The sequence below is a fragment of the Chryseobacterium sp. IHB B 17019 genome (genome assembly GCF_001456155.1).
Taxonomy (GTDB): Bacteria; Bacteroidota; Bacteroidia; order Flavobacteriales; family Weeksellaceae; genus Chryseobacterium.
This window is the reverse complement of sequence record NZ_CP013293.1, coordinates 906,415-925,210: the sequence shown is the minus strand read 5'-3', so window position 1 is coordinate 925,210 and position 18,796 is coordinate 906,415. Positions and strand designations below refer to the sequence as shown.

The following is an 18,796-nucleotide window of genomic DNA, read 5'->3' as shown; positions in this document are numbered from 1 at the left end:
AAAGGGTTAGTAAAAGAGTACGGTTTGTGTTTAATCAAATGAATACAGAAGAGACTATCTCTGGTGAGATAGTAAAACAAACCGATAAAGAAAATTCCATTAGTCAAAACTTCGAAAACATTACAGGTAGTTACGTAGGAAGTAATAATGTGTATTGCAATGTCCCAGAATTTTTGCTTGAAAACCAACAAGACTACATTGAACTTCTGAAAAAAGAAATTCAGCAATTAAAAGAAAAAATTGCACAGCTAGAACAAAAATAGAATCTGAAAAGGTTCTATTTTTTTATTTCATAATATTTGTAATTTAAATAAATATCCCCGATTCAAAATAAACACACAAAACCACTGAAACAAAAAACAAAATCACAGAACAGCTGAAAAACAGCCATTGAAAAACACTTTTAAAATAATATTTTTCCAAAATATACATGAGAAAAAAGAATATAAGTGAAATTGCCAAACCAATCAATGAGCATACAACAATTGTTTGGACATAATTTTCAGCGGGTAAAGGATCTTTAAAAACAAAAAACAATAAAACTGAGGAGATTAAAATAAATCCCATACTCACTTTTATAGTAAAATATTTAGTCCTTTTCTTTTTTACAGGTTTATTGTCATCAGAAAGATCCGATGAATATGAATTACTGGCCAATAAATTGAGCATATCTCCTACAACTCCCAAAACTTCCAAAAAATCCAATTTCATAATTTGAGTTTTGACAAAAGTAAAAATTTCAGATTAATAAAAATCCTGAAATTTTATTTCCACCTATTAAAACTCTCAACTTCAATAAATATAGACTTACAAAAACTGAAGAACAACATCCATTTTTATTTCTCTATTCGACTGATTATTATCACGTTATTCATCTTAAAGCTCAACTCTAAGCAAATTTTGGTGAAAAAATTAGGAAGAAATTGTTTTAAATTTCTCGAAAACTTTCCTATTTCAAATTATAGCTAAATATTTTCATGGTATAAATTCCCCTATTAATGCAACATAACAGAATCTGTTATACAACATATCAATTTTATGTGAATTATTTTAATATTGGGTTAATTAAATTTTTATATTAGTATTCAAAACTAAACCAAAATCATGAAATTATGAACACTGAAAATTTCAGCACTCTTGAGCTGCTCTACAAACAATTTAAGTATCCTTTTCCTACACTAAAAAATCCCCATGCTGAACAATTGCAGGAGATTACGAAGGCAAGGTTGAACCAGCTATAAATATCACACTTTAAAACTCAATAATATGACAAAGAAACAAGAACCCTATGCAATGTATCAAAACCTGCCACGTCCCGAATACCCTTTTTTAAGTGGATACGAATTTCATTCGGATAAGCTTTTAAACCCTCATGCTGAACAACTAAAAATAGACACAGATGAAATGATTGCATCCTACACTTTTTTATCTGAATCAACCCGACAGAAATATAAGTTGATGAATAGCGGCTTTATAACAGCAAGAATGTTACCTTATCCAGGCGATTACCAACGTGCTGCGGCCTGTAATAGGGTAACGTTATGGATGCTGGTGCAAGATGATTATTATGAACTGGCATCACAAGCTGAACTGGAGTTGTTCCGGCAGCGGTTTGAACGGATGTGGCTAGGTGATGAGCCGGAGCCAGGTGATAATGAAATATTGAGGCAAGTATCATTATCCAGGAAAGAAATGGCTGTATTAATGCCGGATACATGGATCGAGCGAGTAATAGAAGCATTTAATGAGTATTTTATCTATGGTATGGGCGGAGAAGCTCCATATAAAGCCACTCAACGCTGCCCTCCACTGGCTGAATTTTTTCTTATCCGCGAATATTCCCTTGCTGAGTATCCTTATATGCTTATGCAGGAAGTAATACTTGATTTCCCATTGCCCGATTTTCTTGCAAAACATCCAGTTATAAAGCAATTTCAAAGGCTAACATGCCGAATTATGGCATGGCAAAATGATTTCTATTCGCTACCCAAGGAAATAGGCAGGGATTCGGAAATGATGAATATCGTATTAGTGTTGCAAAACGAATACAACATGTCGTTGGAAGAAGCCTATGCAGAAGCAATACGCATAAGCGATACAGACATAAGGGAATTCCATGCGTTGTTTGCTGCTATGTCAGACTTTGGAGCATATCAGCAGCAGGTTATAACGTATGTGGTTTATCTCATGGCGGAGATTCAGGGGTTGCAATTATATTATGAGAGAGATGCGTTTCGCTATACATCGGATGTTTGGCCCGATCCTGAATTTTCGTCTGACAAGGAGCCGGAAAATGGGGCAGGTAGATATGATTGACGATATAACGCCAGTACCTTGTACAATTCAAAACCAATCTTTTCTACAATATATTTTGATTTTTTACTATTTTCCGATTTTTCAGTTTCTCAATTCGGAGACGACAAATTTCCCAAAAAAATCCAAAGCATCAAGGACAACTCATACGGCATCAAAAATATTCCAAGACATAGATTTGTTTTTAATTCACTCAATTTTCAACAAAAATAAAATTTTCTGACCAATAGTATCTGAAATTTGCATCTCCCTGTTTTCTGATCAAAATTTTGGTGAAAAAATTAGGAAGAAATTGTTTTAAATTTCTCGAAAACTTTCCTATTTCAAATTATAGCTAAATATTTTCATGGTATAAATTCCCCTGTTAATGCAACATAACAGAATCTGTTATACAACATATCAATTTTATGTGAATTATTTTAATATTGGGTTAATTAAATTTTTATATTAGTATTCAAAACTAAACCAAAATCATGAAATTATGAACACTGAAAATTTCAGCACTCTTGAGCTGCTCTACAAACAATTTAAGTATCCTTTTCCTACACTAAAAAATCCCCATGCTGAACAATTGCAGGAGATTACTGAAAATCAATGGATTGACGGAGAATATCTATGGCTCTACGAGCAAAATCCAGATCTTCGCAAAAAGTACAAAAAAACTAAAACGGCGCATATTGCAGCCCAATGGTTTCCTACCGCACCACCTGAACGGTTCAAGCCAATCTGTAGATTAATGTTATGGACTTTGTATAATGACGATCTTTATGAGGAAAGTGAGGTCGAAGATATTGGGCATGTCCATACTCAATCTGTTGCAATACTCAATGGCGAAATCACTGCCGCAGATTCGGGAATACCTTTAGGAGCCATGCTGGCTACATTGAGAGAGGAATTATTACAGTTTATCCCACAGGAATCAATTTTCCGTTTTTCAAAAATGATCAGCAGGTATTTTACAGGGCTGGAAACCGAGTTGAAATACAAGAAAAACAAAACATATCCCAGTGTAGAAGAGTGCATTGCTTTGCGCGAAAACTCTATATGCCTCTACCCCTTCCTACAACTCACAGAAGTGGAAACCGGAATTATCTTGCCTCCCGAGATACATGAGCATCCGGTGATTCGCCGTTTACAGACGTTGGCCTGCCATCTGGTTACTTTTTTCAATGAGGTACAATCTGTAATCAAAGACGAGGCTACGGACAGTATTTATTACAATATCGTAAAGGTGATCCAACATGAAAAGCAGATGTCTCTGAAAGAAGCTTGTCTTGAAGATCTGCGTCTGCACAATGAAGACCTGAAAGAGTTTGTGGAACTCCAGGCTTCTCTACCCGATTTTGGGATATGGCAGGACGCTGTTGTTAACTGGGTACACTATATGAGCATGGTTCTGAGTGGCTGGAAGAATATTTCAACAAAGCTGGACCGTTACAATGCTATGGAATTTCCTGGTGCGGCTGAGTTGAAGAAGAAATTAAACCAAATATAAAATAACATTAAATTCCCAAATTTTAAAACATAAGATGATATGAAACCAGAAGATTTTAATCCACAAGATTATCTACCACAAGGTTGTTATCCTTGGCCTGATTTGATAAATCCAAATATTGCCCAGATGGAGATTGATATGAACAATTGGATTGATCATGATTATACCTATCTATCGGAAAAGGCAAGGAGAAAATATAAAAAAATGGGGTTTCATTTATGTACTGCCCGAATGATTCCCAAAGCAAGCTATGAACAAACAATACCCTGTAATCGATTTGTCCTCAATTTTGTTGTGATGGACGATCAGATGGAATTTGCAACAATTGAAGAGAAAAAAAGAGACTGCGATCGGGCAATAGAAATACTGAACGGCTCTACTCCTTTTCCTGATGAGAATGGTATTTTCCAGCATTTAGCCCTTATAAGAGATGAATACAAATCCTTTATGCCATCCGAATGGCTAGAACGATTTATCGAAAATCTATCTCGTTGTTATAAATATGGTGTACAGGAAGAAACCCCATTTAAGTTGGCTAAGCGCATTCCTTCGTTAGAATATTTTCTAATATTGCGAGAGTACTCCGTAAATATGTATCCATATTTATACTGGGCGGATATTGAAGTAAATTTTGTTTTGCCAAAATATATCGAAGAGCATCCTGTAATACAACGTCTGCGAGCACTTACATCAAGAATCGAGGCATGGCAGAACGATTTTTACTCCTTACGAAAAGAGCTGGGGCTTGATACAGAGTTAATGAACTTAATTCTTGTTTTACAAAAAGGTCAAAATATATCTTTAGAAGAAGCTGTCACTGAGGCGAAACATATTCATGATCAAGACGTTAGTGAATTTGTAGCACTTCATGAAAATTTACCGGATTTTGGCAGTTACCAGCAACAGGTGTATGACTATGTTACAAGTCTTGGCTCAATATTACAAGGACTTAATACTCATTATATAAAAGACACAGAGCGCTACCTTGCTGGTGGTGAAGGTTTTGCATGGCCGGAGATTAATAATGATACGAAAATATAGAAGTTCAATAATAAGGATAAAAAGAAATGACAGTATTTATATAGAACTCCCGGCCCGCTTCCCGATTTTGGACTATTGCAGAAGCTGTTGTTAAATATCTACAAAACCAGACCGTTATACCGCAGCTGGATTCCTGGAGCAGCACAACTCAAAGCAAAGCTGAATCAGGTTCAAGAATACATTGTGCAAGAATATTTTAAATTAAAACTATTCTATCATAATAACAACCTATCAAACATCAATTTATCACTTTAATTTAAAAAAAATGAAACCAGAAGATTACAACCCGTCGAATTACCTGCCTCAAGGTTATTACCCTTGGCCAGATAAAATCAATACTAATGTGGAACAAATGGGTATCGATTACAGAAACTGGATTGATACCGATTATGTATATTTATCTGAAAATATACGTGAACGATACAAGAGCATGGACCTGCACAAGTGTTCGGCAAGAATGTATCCTTATGCAAGTTATGAGCGCGTAACACCTATGCATCGGCTTGTTGTTTTCCATACCATATTTGACGATCAGCTTGAATATGCAACCGAAGAAGAGATTACTAAATATGGTAAGCGACTCGAAGCAATATTCAGAGGAGACAGCCTTACTCCGGAAGATCCCGGATATTTCATTCAGGCCGCTAAAATCAGAGATGAATTTGGTGCTTTTATGCCTGATGAATGGATGGAGCGCTTGGCACAAGAATTTTACACCGTTACAAGATACGGCGCTCAGGAAGAGGCTAGTTATAAGGCCACTCAAACAGTACCTTCACTTGCATTGTTTAAAGTAATCCGGGAATATTCAATTGTAATATTTCCTTATTTCTATCTGGTTGATGCGGAGTTTGGTATTTTTTTAACAGAAGAGATAGAACGCCACCCTGTGATACAGCGTGTTCGATCCCTATGGTCTAGAATTATTGCCTGGCAGAATGATATCCAGGGATTGAAAAAAGAACTAAGCAAGGATACGGAAGTTATGAATATCGTTATCGTCTTACAAAGAAACTATAACTTGTCATTAGAAGATGCTTTGTCTGAAGCCATGAAAATTCATGACGATGATCTTGCAGAACTTATTGCTTTACAGGAAGACCTTCCTGATTTTGGGAAGTATCAGGAAGAGATAAAACAATTGTTCCTAGGCTGGGGCAGCCTGATACAAGGTCTGAATACTTTTTACCTGGTAGATACAAATCGTTATGATCCCAAATGCTTTGCATGGCCAGATAGGGAAACTCAAGATACATCACTTTAGATTATAATTGATCCATCACAAAAATTATAAACAACGATATCTTATCCTTGGCCGGATAAGATATTTTATATACTGATATTATGAAGAAGGATGCCCAAGATTGGTATGATATGCTTATGCTTTTTTGTCTGTGTAAGCAAGAGAAAAAATACAAATGTCAAACTCTCTAAGTTTCATTTATAATAACAAAACAACTGAAATATGGAATCTGAAATTAAATATTTTGAACAACCCTATCCACTCATTTTCAAATATCCCTGGCCGGATTTGGTAAATCCTCATTTTGACCAACTGAAGGAGGATCTGGAAGGATGGCTGGACACTGATTTTACCTTCTTATCCCCTGAAACCCGGGAAACCTATAAACAGATGGGGCTGCATGGAGCTACTGCAAGGATGCTTGCCATAGCGCCGACTTATGAGCACGCGAGAGCATGTAACCGCTTCATGATCTGGATCACCACCTTTGATGATTACTGTGGCCTTTGTACCGTTGATGAGCTGGATCAGGCACATAAACGCATTATTGGTATCCTCAAGGGTAATATGCCTGATATTAATGCACACCCACATGACAAAATAATGGCCATAATAAGGGATGAATATCTGGCCGTTACTTCACCTGAATGGCTCGAAGTATTTACCTATTTTATGGATCGATATATGGTGTATGGAATGCGGGCAGAAGCGCCTTATAAAACAACAGGAGTTTTTCCTCCACGTGCCTATTTCATGATATTTCGTGAATATTCAATAGCTATGTATGCTTATGAGCCCTGGGCTGAGCTGGGACTAGGTTTTGTTTTGCCAAAACACATTTCAGCCCACCCGGTTATACAGCGTATTCAGGCATTAACAGCCAGAATAATGTCCTGGCAAAATGATGTGTATTCCGTAAAAAAAGAAATCATGAGAAAAGGCGAGGTAATTAATCTTGTGCTTATAATACAGCATGAGCAAAATATTTCACTGGATGAGGCAATTCAGGAAGTAGTTCGCATTCATGATGCAGATGTGGCGGAATTTGTTGCTTTGCATGCCAGCCTGCCGGATTTCGGAGATTGGCATGAATCAGTTGACAAATATGTGCTTTATCAGGGAATGATGATACAGGGCTTAAATAGCTGGTATCTCAAAGATACACTGCGTTACCACAGCAATGATCAATATGCTGAGAAGGAATATGTGAGGCCAAGAGGCGACTCGTAACTTTGTATTGATAAAATCGGTAGAAAATAGAAATGCATGAATTAATTGATCCGCTCACTGATCTGGAAGGCAGAAAAATTGTAAAAGAATAAAAATTTAATAATAAAAAACAACTATGAAAACAGTATATGTCCCTATTCCCAGTTATCCATGGCCGAGAGTTTTAAGCCCTTTCGTAGAGTTCCCCGAAGAGGAAAAATGGCTTAGTGAAGATTATAATTTTTTGGATGAAGAAACAATAAACAGATATAGAAAGCAGCGGTTATATGATTTTGTTTTTAACATGTGGCCCGTTACAAATAATCCTAAAATGATGCGTCCCATATTGCGGTGTGGTTACTATCATACCATAATGGATGATTACGTAGGCATTATGCCGTTGGATGAGCTGAAAGCCTTCACGGATCGTACTTATGAGGTTATGATGGAGCAGGATCCCCAGCCTAATGAAATTGGCATTTTCCATCAGATGGCAGCTGCCCGCAAAGAGTGGATCGCAAATGGGATGCCGTTATTCTGGATAGAACGTATGGCAAGGGAGTTCCGAGAATATTTTACCTACGGTGTGATGGAAGAAACGCCATTTAAATTAAGCAATACCTACCCCTCGGTGGGCCGTTATTTACTGATCCGAATGTACTCTATCGGTCAGAAGGTTTTTGTAAACTTAACAGAGGCAGCAATGGGTCAAGCCCTACCCGTGCACATTCACGAGCATCCTGTCATGAACCGGCTAAGAGAACTTCAATCAATGATCATTGCTATTCAGAATGATTTTGCATCAATAAGAAAAGAATTGGCAACTGATAATGAAACACTGAATATTATTCTGGTTGTAATGCATGAGTATAAAACTTCATTGCAAGAAGCCATCGTAGAATCGCTCAGAATACATGATGAGATGGTTAGGGAAATAGATTCTATCACGAGCTGCTTACCAGATTTTGGATTTTATCAGAAAATGGTAGAAGACTATATATATCATGTAAAGATAATGATCCATGGCCTCAATGCCTTTTATTATGAATCGGGAACTAAACGGTATACTCAAGAAGGTTTTGCCATCCCAAAATATGGTACGGCAAATGAACAGTCTCTTGATTTAGAGATAAAACATATTGAACATGAATATTGGCTTAAGAATTTGAAAAACAACAATAAGGTTACTGAAGTTAATAAACATCTTAAATAAATAAGTAAGAAAAAACAAAACCATGAAAGAAGAATTAATAGTGCCAAAGTGTTATTACCCCTGGCCAACTATCGACAGTCCTATTGCTAATGCTTTTGATGATGAAGAAAAGGATTGGTATGATAATGATTATACGTTTATTTCTCAAGAAGGAATAAAAAGATGTAAATCTCAATTCCTATCGCGGGTCGCCACCTATATGAATCCAACATGTGACAGTATAGAGCGCATGCGCCCTTGCGCCAGACTGATGATTTATATTACCCTTTTTGATGATTATTTTGGTATGACACCCGCAAAAGAGTTGAAAGCCATAGCAGATAGGGTATATGAGGTAATGATGGGTGAAGATCCGCGTCCCGATGAGATTGGCATTCTGCGACAGATGGCGCAGGCAAGAAAAGAATGGGTAGAAAATGGAATGCCCCGTTTTTGGATAGAGCGTGTTTCCATCAACTTTTATGAATTCATACTATATGGTATGATGGAGGAAATACCTTTTAAACAGGCTGAAACTACAATCTACCCAACACTTGCTCATTATCTTAGTTTCCGAAAATATTCAATTGGGATGTGGCCTTATGGTGATCTTATAGATCCATGTACTAATTTTGCTTTGCCTGTACATATTTACAATCATCCTATTGTACAGCGATGTAGAGAACTATTGTCACTGATTATTGTAATTCAGAATGACTTTGCTTCTCTGAAAAAAGAAATTGAAATAGAAGGTGAAAGCCTTAATATCATCTTTATTTTAAGAAATCAATATAATCTTTCTTATCAGGAAGCCTGTTTAGAAGCAATGAGATTACATGATGCCTATGGACAGGAATTGAATGATCTGCATGAATCTCTCCGTTTTCTGGATTTAGGAGCTTTTCAGGAAGATACCTATAATCATATTTATCACATTAAATTGCAGATAAGCGGCTGCGCAAATTGGTACTATAGCTCCGGAACCAATCGGTATGAGCCCAAAGGATTTATTGTTCCCAAATATGGAAGAGAGGGAGATGACATCGTTATTCCACACAGTATCTTTGTAAAAAAATAGCTGAAATTTATATGTAAAAATCCTTCAACGTTTCCAGCGTGACAAAATAATGTCAAATTGAATCGTTGAAGGATTATTTTATTTCCAACAAGCTTAGTTTAGTCTTGTTTTCCTTCAAGTTTATGCACTTTCTTCGTTCCCTCATACATCTCATACTGCAAAAATCTCGTCTCCAGCTTACCATTGAAAAGCTTAATTTTTCTTGACGGGCGCAATCCGATTTTCTTCACCGCTTCCAAATCAGAAGAGATTAACCAAGCCAGAGTATTCGGGTAGCTTGTTTTGAAAGTATCCCCTATTTTCTTGTAAAAATCATCATCGTTGATCGAAATTCTCTCATCATAAGGTGGATTGAGGACCATTAACAATGGGAAAAGCTCTTTCTTAGATTCAAAGAAATCCTGTTTTTTCACCTCGATAACATCTTCCATTTCAGCTGCTTCAATATTCGTTCTTGCGGCGTTCAGCATTCTCGCATCGATATCGTAACCAACTATTTTTCCGGTAAATTCCTTTATTCTTCCGATTCTGACTTCTTTAATTTTTGAAAATAAATCAGCATCGTAATTTTTCCAGTTCTGAAAAGCAAATCTTTTTCTGAAAATCTGTGCCGGAAGATCCAGAGCGATCATCGCTGCTTCAATTAAAAGAGTTCCGGAACCACACATCGGATCAAGGAAATTCCCTTTTCCGTCCCAGCCTGCCAATTGAAGCATTCCGCTTGCCAGAACTTCGTTGATCGGCGCTTCACCCTGCTCTTTTCTGTATCCTCTTTTAAATAAAGGATCACCTGAAGAATCCAAAGAAATGGTGACCAATTCCCTGTCGATATGAAGATGAAACTTGATATCCGGGCTTTTAGGTTCTACGTTTGGACGTCTCTTGAATTTCTCCTGAAAATAATCCACAATAGCATCTTTCATCTTCAAAGTCACGAATTGCGAATGCTTGAAAGTTTCAGAATTCACGGTAGAATCAATCGCAAAAGACTGGTCAACATCCATAAATTCTTCCCAGTTGAATTTGAAAAGCCTGTCATAAAACTGATGTTGATTGAAAGCCTTAAACTCATGAATCGGAACTAAAATTTTTAAAGCCGTTCTGGAAGAATAGTTAATTTTATACAAAAAACCTAAATCGCCCTCACAATTGACTGCGCGATTTTTAACCTCAACCTCTCTTCCCCCTAATTTTTTGATTTCCTCTGCTAAAATTTGTTCTAATCCAAAGAAAGTTTTTATTTGAATTTTTATATTTTCTGTGTTCATAAATAATAAATAAAAGATTTAATGATTTAAAAACTAAAAGATTGTGAGCTCAATTATCAAATTAATTGATCTTTTCAATGCTTTAATCTTAAAATACTTTTCCTTTTACCTCGCAAATTTAGTTATTTTTTACGTAACTCTTTAAGTAATTAATTTAAAGGTGTTTACGAATTAAATATAAAACTTATAGTAAAAAGTAGTAAATTTATTAAAATATTTAAATCATGAAAAAAATAGAAGTTAGAATATTTTCATCACAAAATTTAAATGAAAAATGGTATGTCTATCTCTACTTAAATGGTAAAATTATAAAAAAAATATATAAAGGCCTTAATTCTGAAAAAACATTTGAAGATAGAATGTTCAAAGCTGAGGTACTTAAGGCGTCCATTGAGAGAGATATACTAAAAGGCTGGGATCCGAAAGCAAAGAAAACGGAAAGATATTCTTTTTCTGAGGCGCTTGATTTTGGACTTGAAAAGAAAAGAAATTCTCTTAGTGATGGTTCATACAAGGAATATACAATTGCCGTTAATATAATAAAAGAATACAATAAGAAAGCAGGATATGAAAAGTTAAGCGTTCTTGAATATGACCGTCAACACATTAAAACAATTCTGGATTTAGCCAAGAATGACAGGTCATGGTCTGGCAGGAACTACAATAAAATATTACGTAATTTAAATTCAATATTCTCGGAGCTGGTGGAGTGGGAAATAATAAGAACCTCGCCTACTAAAGAAATTAAGGCAGTAAAGGAAGTTAATATTGGCGGATATGAAATTATGAGTGATAAAGAACAGCAAATAGTATTTTCTAAGTTGAAAGGCCTTCATATAAATTACTATATATTTTGTTCAATCGTCTATTATATGGGAATAAGACCCGGTGAATTACTTAAGGTAAAATGCAAGGATGTTCTTTTTGATCAGGGCGTTATTATTATTAGTTCAGAAAACTCTAAAACCAATAAAACAAGATTTGTTCCGTTGATTGGAACTATTAAGGAACATCTTTTAAAATTTGATTTTTCTAATTCTGATTATTACCTATTTGGAGCGAACACGCCAAACAGAACACCTGGATTAGTAGAAAATTATTACTGTCCTAATCCTTACCAGATAAAAAGAAAATATCCTACTGATTTATGGAGGAAAATAGTTATTCAGGGTTTAAAAATAAATAAGAAATTGTACTCTCTTAAACATAAGGGAGGGAATGATAAATTAAAAGCCGGAATTGATTTAAAAACAGTAAGTACAATATTTGGTCACTCAAAGGAAAAAATGACAGAGATTTATGCAAATTATATTAATAACATCAGATTTGAAGAAGCGAAGAAAATAAAACTTGATGAATATTAATAATCCGGCGTAGCTAATCCCCACGCCTTTTTTACGTCAAGTTTTGTCGCATTAAAATAATTGATTTGCATCATAAACTTAATTTTACCTTTATTTTAATTTTGTAAATTTAATTATGGAACTTTCGGGAACAGTTTTAAAAGTATTCGATGAAACACAAGTAGGGAAATTCAAGGAGAGAATTATTCGGATTGTCTCTGTTGATCGGTTCCAGATTTTGGATGTTTATACTTACAAAAATTTAGCTTTCCGATGTGGGTTTTTAAAGAAACATGAAGATGTTACTTTTTCAATTCTTTTAACAGGAACGCCGGAAGGAGAAAAACAAGAGACTAAAATCATTGCAAGAAAAATATTAAAGCCAACATTAGAGCTTACAAAAGAATCATCCTTTTATTGATGAAGACTGGATTAGAAAAGATTCACACACGCCAAAGTAAAACCACTTCTACGACAGAACTTGACGTATTAAAAAGTTTTCCACAAAATTTATATATTAGCGAAAAAAACTTCCATGGAAACACCTACTAAATTTATGATAAGACTGGCAAAAAAATACGCTGATCAATCTGAGTCTTTTATTAATATGTTACAAGATTTTAAATACGAATTTGTAACGTCTGAAAAAGAGTTTATTAAGAATATTTATATAGATGCTTTAAAAGATGTCGATTTACCACAAGAAGAAAAAGACCGTAAAGCTGAAGAATACTATGTAAACAACTTTAAAAATATAGATTAATAAAATTCCCCACCTAAAAGTGGGGATTGTTTATTATGATTGGTTTTCTGTTGGATTGCTACTTGTATGCGAGGATTGAAAATGTCCCCTTAAAACGATAAATGATAAACCTAATACATTTATCGTTGTGGTTCCCAGAAGTGTAACCAGAACAGTATCAGATAAGCCAATGTTTAATATTTTATTTAATATAAGAATAGCAATTACCAATAGTAGCCACAATGAAACTATTGCCGCGGTCCATATCGCAAGCCATTTTCTATCAATAGTGTCAGAAGCATATCGTTGTTGTTCAAGCTGCTTGAGCTTTATCTGAACCTTAAGATCATCTGAATCAATATCTAAATCATTGTTTACCAGACTTGATGTATCTTGTCCTGCACTTTGAACAATGTCCTCTAATCTCATTATACTTCTAAATTAGAAAAATAATCTTTAATATATTCGCTAGGAATATAGTCACCCCATTTAAATTGGGGTTGTTTTGTGGTTTTATCCCACGGGCCAGCTTCCATGTGTGACCAATTTGACAAATGAGATGCAGAAAATCGTGCATACTTATCAATCACACTATTAAACTTTTCAACAATATCCTTTTCTTTTATGATATTTTCTAGTTCAGTGTCTGATGTTTTATAAACCTTGCTATAATCTACATTTTTTCTTGTTCTTGGAAATACTGGACCGTAAGGCCAAGCTTTAGGAGTTTCAGTAAATATTTCATAGCCATGTTTTGCTAAAAAATATGAATATATAATATAAAGCATCTTCTGCACTTTAGTAGTGTTCAGTACAATACCCTTTTGATGGGCTAAAGCCAGTAAGAGCTTAGCTCCTACTATGCTATCATATTGATTTTTAGTTTTAAAGGCAGTATTCATAAAACAAATATATGTAATTATTGAATAATAATTCAATAAAAGTTTGCAAAAATATGGTGGTAAAAATTAAAATCCAAATCTTATACCAACTTATTATCCACAAATATAATACCTAACAGCGACAAAACTTGACGTGTTATTTAGAAAGCAAAAGTATTTTTTCAAATTGCACAGCATATTTAGCGATCAGATCCATTCTATCGGTTCCGTTAATACATCGGCGGGCGTTTCGATAATCTTTCTTTTTTTCGTTGATGTAATCCGAAATCTTTTTTCCGGTGAATACACCATTTTTAAAGCCATCGATAAGGATAAACCATGCATATTCAGGTTTCATAGCTAAATCCGGATTTCCTACAAGATCAACACCTATTTTTTTAGAATAAAGCGAATAATTTCTTTCCCAGGTGATCTGAACATATCCACGGCCGTAATACGGGAAATACCGGAAGTTTCTTTTTCTCCATTCTTCAGATAATCTTGGCGCTTCTCTCAGCGGTAAAAATGTTGCTCCGGTTTCATGCAAAACTGTTGCAAATACATAAGCCCATTGTGGCAAAGTAAAGGTTAACTTATCCCTTTCATAGAAATTAAGAAATAAATCAATTGCCTCTACTTCTTTTTGATCAAGCTTATGATCTGGATCTAAATTCTTTCTATATTCGTCAAAGAAAATCTTTCTGTTCATTTTATAAGATATTTAATTTTTAATTTTTTTTAGCGAAATAACTTTCATCTTATTTTTTTCTTAAAAACATCAAATTCGATGTGATTAAATAGCTATAATATCATTTTTCATTTTTCAAGATAATTATCAATTAAAATTTTTAAACATATCCCGGAACCAACGCCGAGCAAGTAGTATGTAAAAGCCAATAAGACCTTTAGCATTGTTTCTGTCATTTTCGTTTAAAATAAAAGTAAATTCCTATTGCGACAATCGCAACAACACCAAGCAAAGCCCAGACAATCCAAGCTCCCGCTTGAAAACCCCTTGATGTAATCTCATTTGTTTTCGTTGTAACTACCTCCGCGACTTCTTTTATGGTTTCCTTCGATACCAGATCCCGCGCTGTCTGTTGAATAACATTCAAACTTTCTTCTTTTCCGGATTCTGTTTTATTCTGCTCTGATTTTTGGAAATGGTTATTTATAATATAATCAGCATTGCCTTTAATCGAAATACTTTGAAGCGTGTCACCGTTGACGATGTTATGAAATTGTAATGGGTTTAATGAATCGCTTTTACCTTTGATAATTATATCACCCGAAAAATAATCTTTTTTTTGTTGAACCGAATTATCAATTATTTTTTTGGTTTCATGCTTTACATTTTCCTCTTTAACAGAATCAAATTTAACACGTTCAATTTCGGTTTTTCCCTGCTTTGTAAACGAGACAGCCTTTTGCTTCGTCCGACAGCCTAAAATTAGACTACTCAGGATTATTAGAATCAATATCTTTTTCATCTTTATTATTTTTTAGGTTAAGATCTTCTATATTTAAAGTTTTATTGAATTTTTCAATTCTGGAAAGCAGTGCTAAAGGTGGTATTTTTCCGTTCGATATAATTCCCATATTTACCAAAGCGTTTCCGGCTAAATAAAAGAACATAATTAATTTGAGAGGTACTTTGACATATACGCTATCAAGATCTGCATCTGCTATTATTTGAATTAAGGCTTCACTGATGAAGTAGAAAAGTATTAAAAGGCCCACTTTTTCCATGAATCCTTTTATCATTCGCTTAAAAGAAAATGTGTGTAATTTCCAATGTTTCCAGACTCCAAGAATTAAATCTACAAACAACATCCCCACCAAAATGATTATGAATATCTGGCTGTCAATATACCAACCAATAAGCTTTTCCGTAATAGTCACACCCACCGCCGGAATTGCCGCAAGCTGGATAGAACTCCAAATCTTACCTCCCAATCCACCAGAGTGAATGGAAATAAGATTTTTAATTATAAATTGTTTAATCATCTTGTTATTAATTTAATTGGTTTATCCAACCAGAGTTTTCAAGAATCCAGCGAACCTTTGTGCGAAAATTGCGTTTCCTTCTTTTGTTGGGTGTACACCATCTGTAATTAATGGATTATACATGTCGGTATAGCCCGTTTCCGTCCCTTGCAGTGTTCTAAATTCTTCTGGAGTTAAGCCACTTAAATTGTAAGCGTCAAAACATGGAACCGCATAATATGCACAAACCTCTTTCATAGCCGCAACATAATCTGTCATTTTAAGGGTGTTATGGGTTGAATTTGGGTAAATTTTAATTGGGGTAACACCAACAATTAAAATATCCTTTGAAAGCGTTAAATTTTGTGAGTAAACATATTTATTTAATAGTCCCTGAATTAAAAGATGTAATGCTCCGTAAAATGTAGTCTTATCTCTACTGGTCATTGTTCCTAAATTAGAGATATTCCTAAGGTCATTAGTACCACCCATAAAAGTAATAACCTTCGCATCAGACGCCATTGAAGAAAATCTATCTACCATTGGATCCCGTGTAACCGTATCACCAGCAGTTACTTCCCCTACTGTACTTCCAGAGATACCCATATTCTCCCATTTCATACCTAACAAAGTCGCAGCTTGTTTTGCGTAACTATCTAATTGCCCGGGATAACCTGTATAGTTGCGGGGAATGAAACCATAAGTAATAGAATCACCAATACTTGACATTTTTTTGTTTGTAAACCATGAAGTAACTTTAGAAGCATTCTTTTTTATGATATTTTGCTGTTGCTCAAACTTACTTACAGTTTTATTTTGAAGCGTAAATTTAAAAGCGTCTACTTCAGCCTGTGTAATAACTGTTGAAGCATTGGTTTTCGACCAAACAAGGCGAATTTGGTTAACTGTCGATGTATTAATTGTGAAATCAGGCAATGTCCCGTATGATCCTGTATAAACACCATCTTTGTAATAAACTACTCTCGAAATAACATAACCGGAATCTTGAGTTAAAGAATAAATTCCATCTAAAACATTAATTTTCTCTGTTCGGATTCTAATATTATTACTTGCGTCACTACCGTTAGTTACGTCAATTCCTCCTAATTCTTTATAAACACCATCGCCTAAGTTAATTATGAAAGCTCCATAATCCGTAGATACCTTGACGGAGTTAGTTGAATTTTCAACTACTGTTTTCATTGTTGTATCTTGTGCTGAATAGCAATTTATAATTAACGCATTTAATTCAGATTGAGTAACAGTCTGAGTATTGGTTGTGTGATATAAAGAAAATTTAAACTTTACTGCATTTCCCGGAATTGTTGGAGTGAAAGTTTTACCATTAATTACTTGAGTAGAAATAAAAGCATTGTTTAAATCATAATAGAAAATATTTTGAAACAACATGTTTCCTATCAATTCCAATTGAGAGGCATAAGAAATATCTAAAAATGAAACCGTTCTACCTCTTGTGGTTGAACCTGTTACAGCTCCATTATTAAGAGCCAGAGCGCCGACTTCTAAAGTAGGGTTTAAATAGTTCTTGAAAGTACTATTTAGGGTTAATCCTAAAGAAATCCATTTACTGTTTACGTCCGTAGATGGGACATCGGAGATAGTTACCGTTTGACCCGATTTTACTTCCCATATTGAATCCCCATAAGTCGCTTGCGTTCCTTCGGTTACGGGGAATGGCAAATCTTCAAAAGGAGGGATACTTGTTACATTTTCTGGCTTTTCTGATAAAACTTTTTGAGAAACTCCATTTGTAACCCATATCTGAACAAAGTTTTCTTTTAGATCATCAGTAGTTACTACAACGGGGTTTCCTGGAGATATTAAAAAGTTCGTATAAGTTCCTGCTGTTTTAATATCCCACTTCTCGAACAAATCAGGGTCTCCAGAATTCCAAGGGGTTGGCGAACTAGATGGTGTCGCTTCACCTGCAATTCCTGTCATAATTTGTGTTCTGAAGGAGTCGATAGGTGTAAATGTTATTTTCCCCTCGTTGTTGTAATTAACAATATGTCCCATTAGAGGGTTTTGTGTGATTGGAATTTCAGTTGTGGGAACCGCCTTTACAAATGGCGCAAATATTATTTTATCCGGCATTGTCTGTTGGTATTATATAGTTTTCATTATACACGTAAATAGCTGTCTTTTCCCCGTTGCCTAAAACTGATTTAAAGGCATCAGAGAATATCGTATCTTCATCTAAAGTTATATTGAGTCCGTTTTCATCTTTGACGTTTACAAACTTGAATGTTCCCAGTGCTGCGAATTCGTCAACATCCGGTTTTTCTTTGATTGTTCGTTTAGTTCCGTCAATGTAAAAAGTGTCGTTAAGGACATGTGTTATTAGGAAAGAGAAAATGTTTGAATCTCCATTTCCTATGAATTGGTAAGAAACGACTTCATCAGCGAAAGAATCGGCTATTTCAAGACCGTTATTATTTCCTGTTCGCTGCGTTTCAAACTCTGAATCTATTGTAAATTGTCCTAAGCAATGAGCTGGAAGATTAGTTACCACCCAATCAAATTGGCTGTTCTGAAAGGCAAAAAGGCTTTTATTATAATAGTGCCTTGTAGCAACACGAATGAATTTCCTCCCATCTGGTTCGGTGCTATCTCTAAATTCAACACAGTTTGAATAGAAAAGGGTTTCACCTTCTGAATTCCGGATCTCAAAGTTTCCCTGTTTCCATTGATCGAAAATAAATGTAACTCGGTAAAGTTTCCCACCATTTATACCAAACTCACATGGTATTCGATACTCATTATCACCAACCAACCATAATTCCAATTCTTCCGTCTCAATTTCGTTTTGGTAATCAGGAATTAAGAAACGATGATATTCGTTGATTTCTAACGGATAAGGATTTTTGTTCCCAAAGAACTGTGTATTTTGGGGATTTGTCATATCTGACAATTCCACCTTTGTTTTATAAAAACGTACGGGACTATGGTACCAAAACTTCTGCATAATTCTTCTTTCATAACAA

At 34.9% G+C, this 18,796-nt stretch carries 21 protein-coding genes; 12 read left to right on the top strand and 9 right to left on the bottom strand.

Features of this window, described 5'->3' with window-relative positions; translation table 11 throughout:
• The first annotated feature begins 38 nt into the window (after positions 1–38).
• Positions 39–263 carry a hypothetical protein gene (locus ATE47_RS04310; RefSeq protein WP_185097132.1) on the top strand — a complete coding sequence of 75 codons (225 nt, stop codon included), beginning with the start codon at positions 39–41 and terminating at the stop codon, positions 261–263.
• Between the two features lie 43 nt (positions 264–306).
• On the opposite strand, the gene ATE47_RS04305 is transcribed toward ATE47_RS04310, so the two are convergent.
• The gene (locus ATE47_RS04305) at positions 307–711 is read right to left on the bottom strand and encodes a hypothetical protein (RefSeq protein ID WP_062160799.1); all 405 of its coding nucleotides are present in this window, start codon (positions 709–711) and stop codon (positions 307–309) included.
• A gap of 555 nt (positions 712–1,266) precedes the next feature.
• On the opposite strand from ATE47_RS04305, the gene ATE47_RS04300 reads away from it, so the two are divergent.
• From ATE47_RS04300 to ATE47_RS04265, 8 genes are all read left to right on the top strand, one after another.
• Positions 1,267–2,316 carry a terpene synthase family protein gene (locus tag ATE47_RS04300; protein ID WP_062160798.1) on the top strand — a complete coding sequence of 350 codons (1,050 nt, stop codon included), beginning with the start codon at positions 1,267–1,269 and terminating at the stop codon, positions 2,314–2,316.
• 557 nt (positions 2,317–2,873) lie between these two features.
• Entirely contained in the window at positions 2,874–3,050 is a 177-nt protein-coding gene (locus ATE47_RS19195) for a hypothetical protein (RefSeq protein ID WP_185097131.1), read from the top strand.
• Entirely contained in the window at positions 3,050–3,808 is a 759-nt protein-coding gene (locus ATE47_RS04290) for a terpene synthase family protein (protein ID WP_147297012.1), read from the top strand. The genes ATE47_RS19195 and ATE47_RS04290 overlap by 1 nt, the downstream gene beginning before the upstream one ends.
• A 39-nt stretch (positions 3,809–3,847) precedes the next feature.
• Positions 3,848–4,849: a terpene synthase family protein gene (locus ATE47_RS04285; RefSeq protein WP_062160795.1), complete on the top strand. Its 1,002-nt coding sequence runs from the start codon at positions 3,848–3,850 to the stop codon at positions 4,847–4,849.
• A 265-nt stretch (positions 4,850–5,114) separates the two neighbouring features.
• The gene (locus ATE47_RS04280; protein WP_062160794.1) at positions 5,115–6,113 is read left to right on the top strand and encodes a terpene synthase family protein; all 999 of its coding nucleotides are present in this window, start codon (positions 5,115–5,117) and stop codon (positions 6,111–6,113) included.
• Positions 6,114–6,314: 201 nt separating this feature from the next.
• On the top strand, positions 6,315–7,322 hold the full coding sequence (locus tag ATE47_RS04275) for a terpene synthase family protein (protein WP_062160793.1): 1,008 nt from the start codon (positions 6,315–6,317) through the stop codon (positions 7,320–7,322).
• A gap of 115 nt (positions 7,323–7,437) precedes the next feature.
• The gene (locus tag ATE47_RS04270) at positions 7,438–8,514 is read left to right on the top strand and encodes a terpene synthase family protein (RefSeq protein ID WP_062160792.1); all 1,077 of its coding nucleotides are present in this window, start codon (positions 7,438–7,440) and stop codon (positions 8,512–8,514) included.
• Between the two features lie 40 nt (positions 8,515–8,554).
• Positions 8,555–9,571, top strand: a complete 1,017-nt coding sequence (locus ATE47_RS04265) for a terpene synthase family protein (RefSeq protein ID WP_150114787.1) — start codon at positions 8,555–8,557, stop codon at positions 9,569–9,571.
• Positions 9,572–9,669: 98 nt separating this feature from the next.
• Here ATE47_RS04265 and ATE47_RS04260 read toward each other — a convergent pair whose 3' ends face one another.
• A complete protein-coding gene (locus ATE47_RS04260) occupies positions 9,670–10,839 on the bottom strand; it encodes a THUMP domain-containing class I SAM-dependent RNA methyltransferase (protein ID WP_062160790.1) in 1,170 nt (389 codons plus the stop codon).
• A 224-nt stretch (positions 10,840–11,063) separates the two neighbouring features.
• Between ATE47_RS04260 and ATE47_RS04255 the strand changes: the two genes are divergently transcribed.
• The 3 genes from ATE47_RS04255 (at position 11,064) to ATE47_RS04245 (ending at position 12,945) form a co-directional block, all read left to right on the top strand.
• Entirely contained in the window at positions 11,064–12,203 is a 1,140-nt protein-coding gene (locus tag ATE47_RS04255; protein ID WP_062160789.1) for a tyrosine-type recombinase/integrase, read from the top strand.
• Between the two features lie 115 nt (positions 12,204–12,318).
• Positions 12,319–12,603 carry a hypothetical protein gene (locus ATE47_RS04250; protein ID WP_062160788.1) on the top strand — a complete coding sequence of 95 codons (285 nt, stop codon included), beginning with the start codon at positions 12,319–12,321 and terminating at the stop codon, positions 12,601–12,603.
• Between the two features lie 114 nt (positions 12,604–12,717).
• Positions 12,718–12,945, top strand: coding sequence for a hypothetical protein (locus tag ATE47_RS04245; RefSeq protein WP_062160787.1), 228 nt, complete (start codon positions 12,718–12,720; stop codon positions 12,943–12,945).
• 33 nt (positions 12,946–12,978) lie between these two features.
• Here the strand turns inward: ATE47_RS04245 and ATE47_RS04240 are convergent, their stop codons facing one another.
• The 7 genes from ATE47_RS04240 to ATE47_RS04210 all read right to left on the bottom strand — a co-directional run bounded on the left by ATE47_RS04240 (position 12,979) and on the right by ATE47_RS04210 (position 18,777).
• Positions 12,979–13,353: a hypothetical protein gene (locus ATE47_RS04240; protein ID WP_062160786.1), complete on the bottom strand. Its 375-nt coding sequence runs from the start codon at positions 13,351–13,353 to the stop codon at positions 12,979–12,981.
• Positions 13,353–13,826 carry a Panacea domain-containing protein gene (locus ATE47_RS04235; protein ID WP_062160785.1) on the bottom strand — a complete coding sequence of 158 codons (474 nt, stop codon included), beginning with the start codon at positions 13,824–13,826 and terminating at the stop codon, positions 13,353–13,355. Before ATE47_RS04235 ends, ATE47_RS04240 begins: the two co-directional genes overlap by 1 nt.
• A 136-nt stretch (positions 13,827–13,962) precedes the next feature.
• Entirely contained in the window at positions 13,963–14,514 is a 552-nt protein-coding gene (locus ATE47_RS04230; RefSeq protein ID WP_062160784.1) for a glycoside hydrolase family 19 protein, read from the bottom strand.
• 211 nt (positions 14,515–14,725) lie between these two features.
• Positions 14,726–15,295 (bottom strand): hypothetical protein, encoded by a 570-nt coding sequence (locus tag ATE47_RS04225; protein ID WP_062160783.1) that lies wholly within the window; start codon positions 15,293–15,295, stop codon positions 14,726–14,728.
• Positions 15,261–15,812 (bottom strand): phage holin family protein, encoded by a 552-nt coding sequence (locus tag ATE47_RS04220; RefSeq protein WP_062160782.1) that lies wholly within the window; start codon positions 15,810–15,812, stop codon positions 15,261–15,263. Before ATE47_RS04220 ends, ATE47_RS04225 begins: the two co-directional genes overlap by 35 nt.
• 21 nt (positions 15,813–15,833) lie before the next feature.
• Positions 15,834–17,906, bottom strand: a complete 2,073-nt coding sequence (locus ATE47_RS04215) for an SGNH/GDSL hydrolase family protein (RefSeq protein WP_062160781.1) — start codon at positions 17,904–17,906, stop codon at positions 15,834–15,836.
• Positions 17,896–18,777 carry a hypothetical protein gene (locus tag ATE47_RS04210; protein ID WP_150114786.1) on the bottom strand — a complete coding sequence of 294 codons (882 nt, stop codon included), beginning with the start codon at positions 18,775–18,777 and terminating at the stop codon, positions 17,896–17,898. The genes ATE47_RS04215 and ATE47_RS04210 overlap by 11 nt, the downstream gene beginning before the upstream one ends.
• Positions 18,778–18,796: the final 19 nt, after the last annotated feature.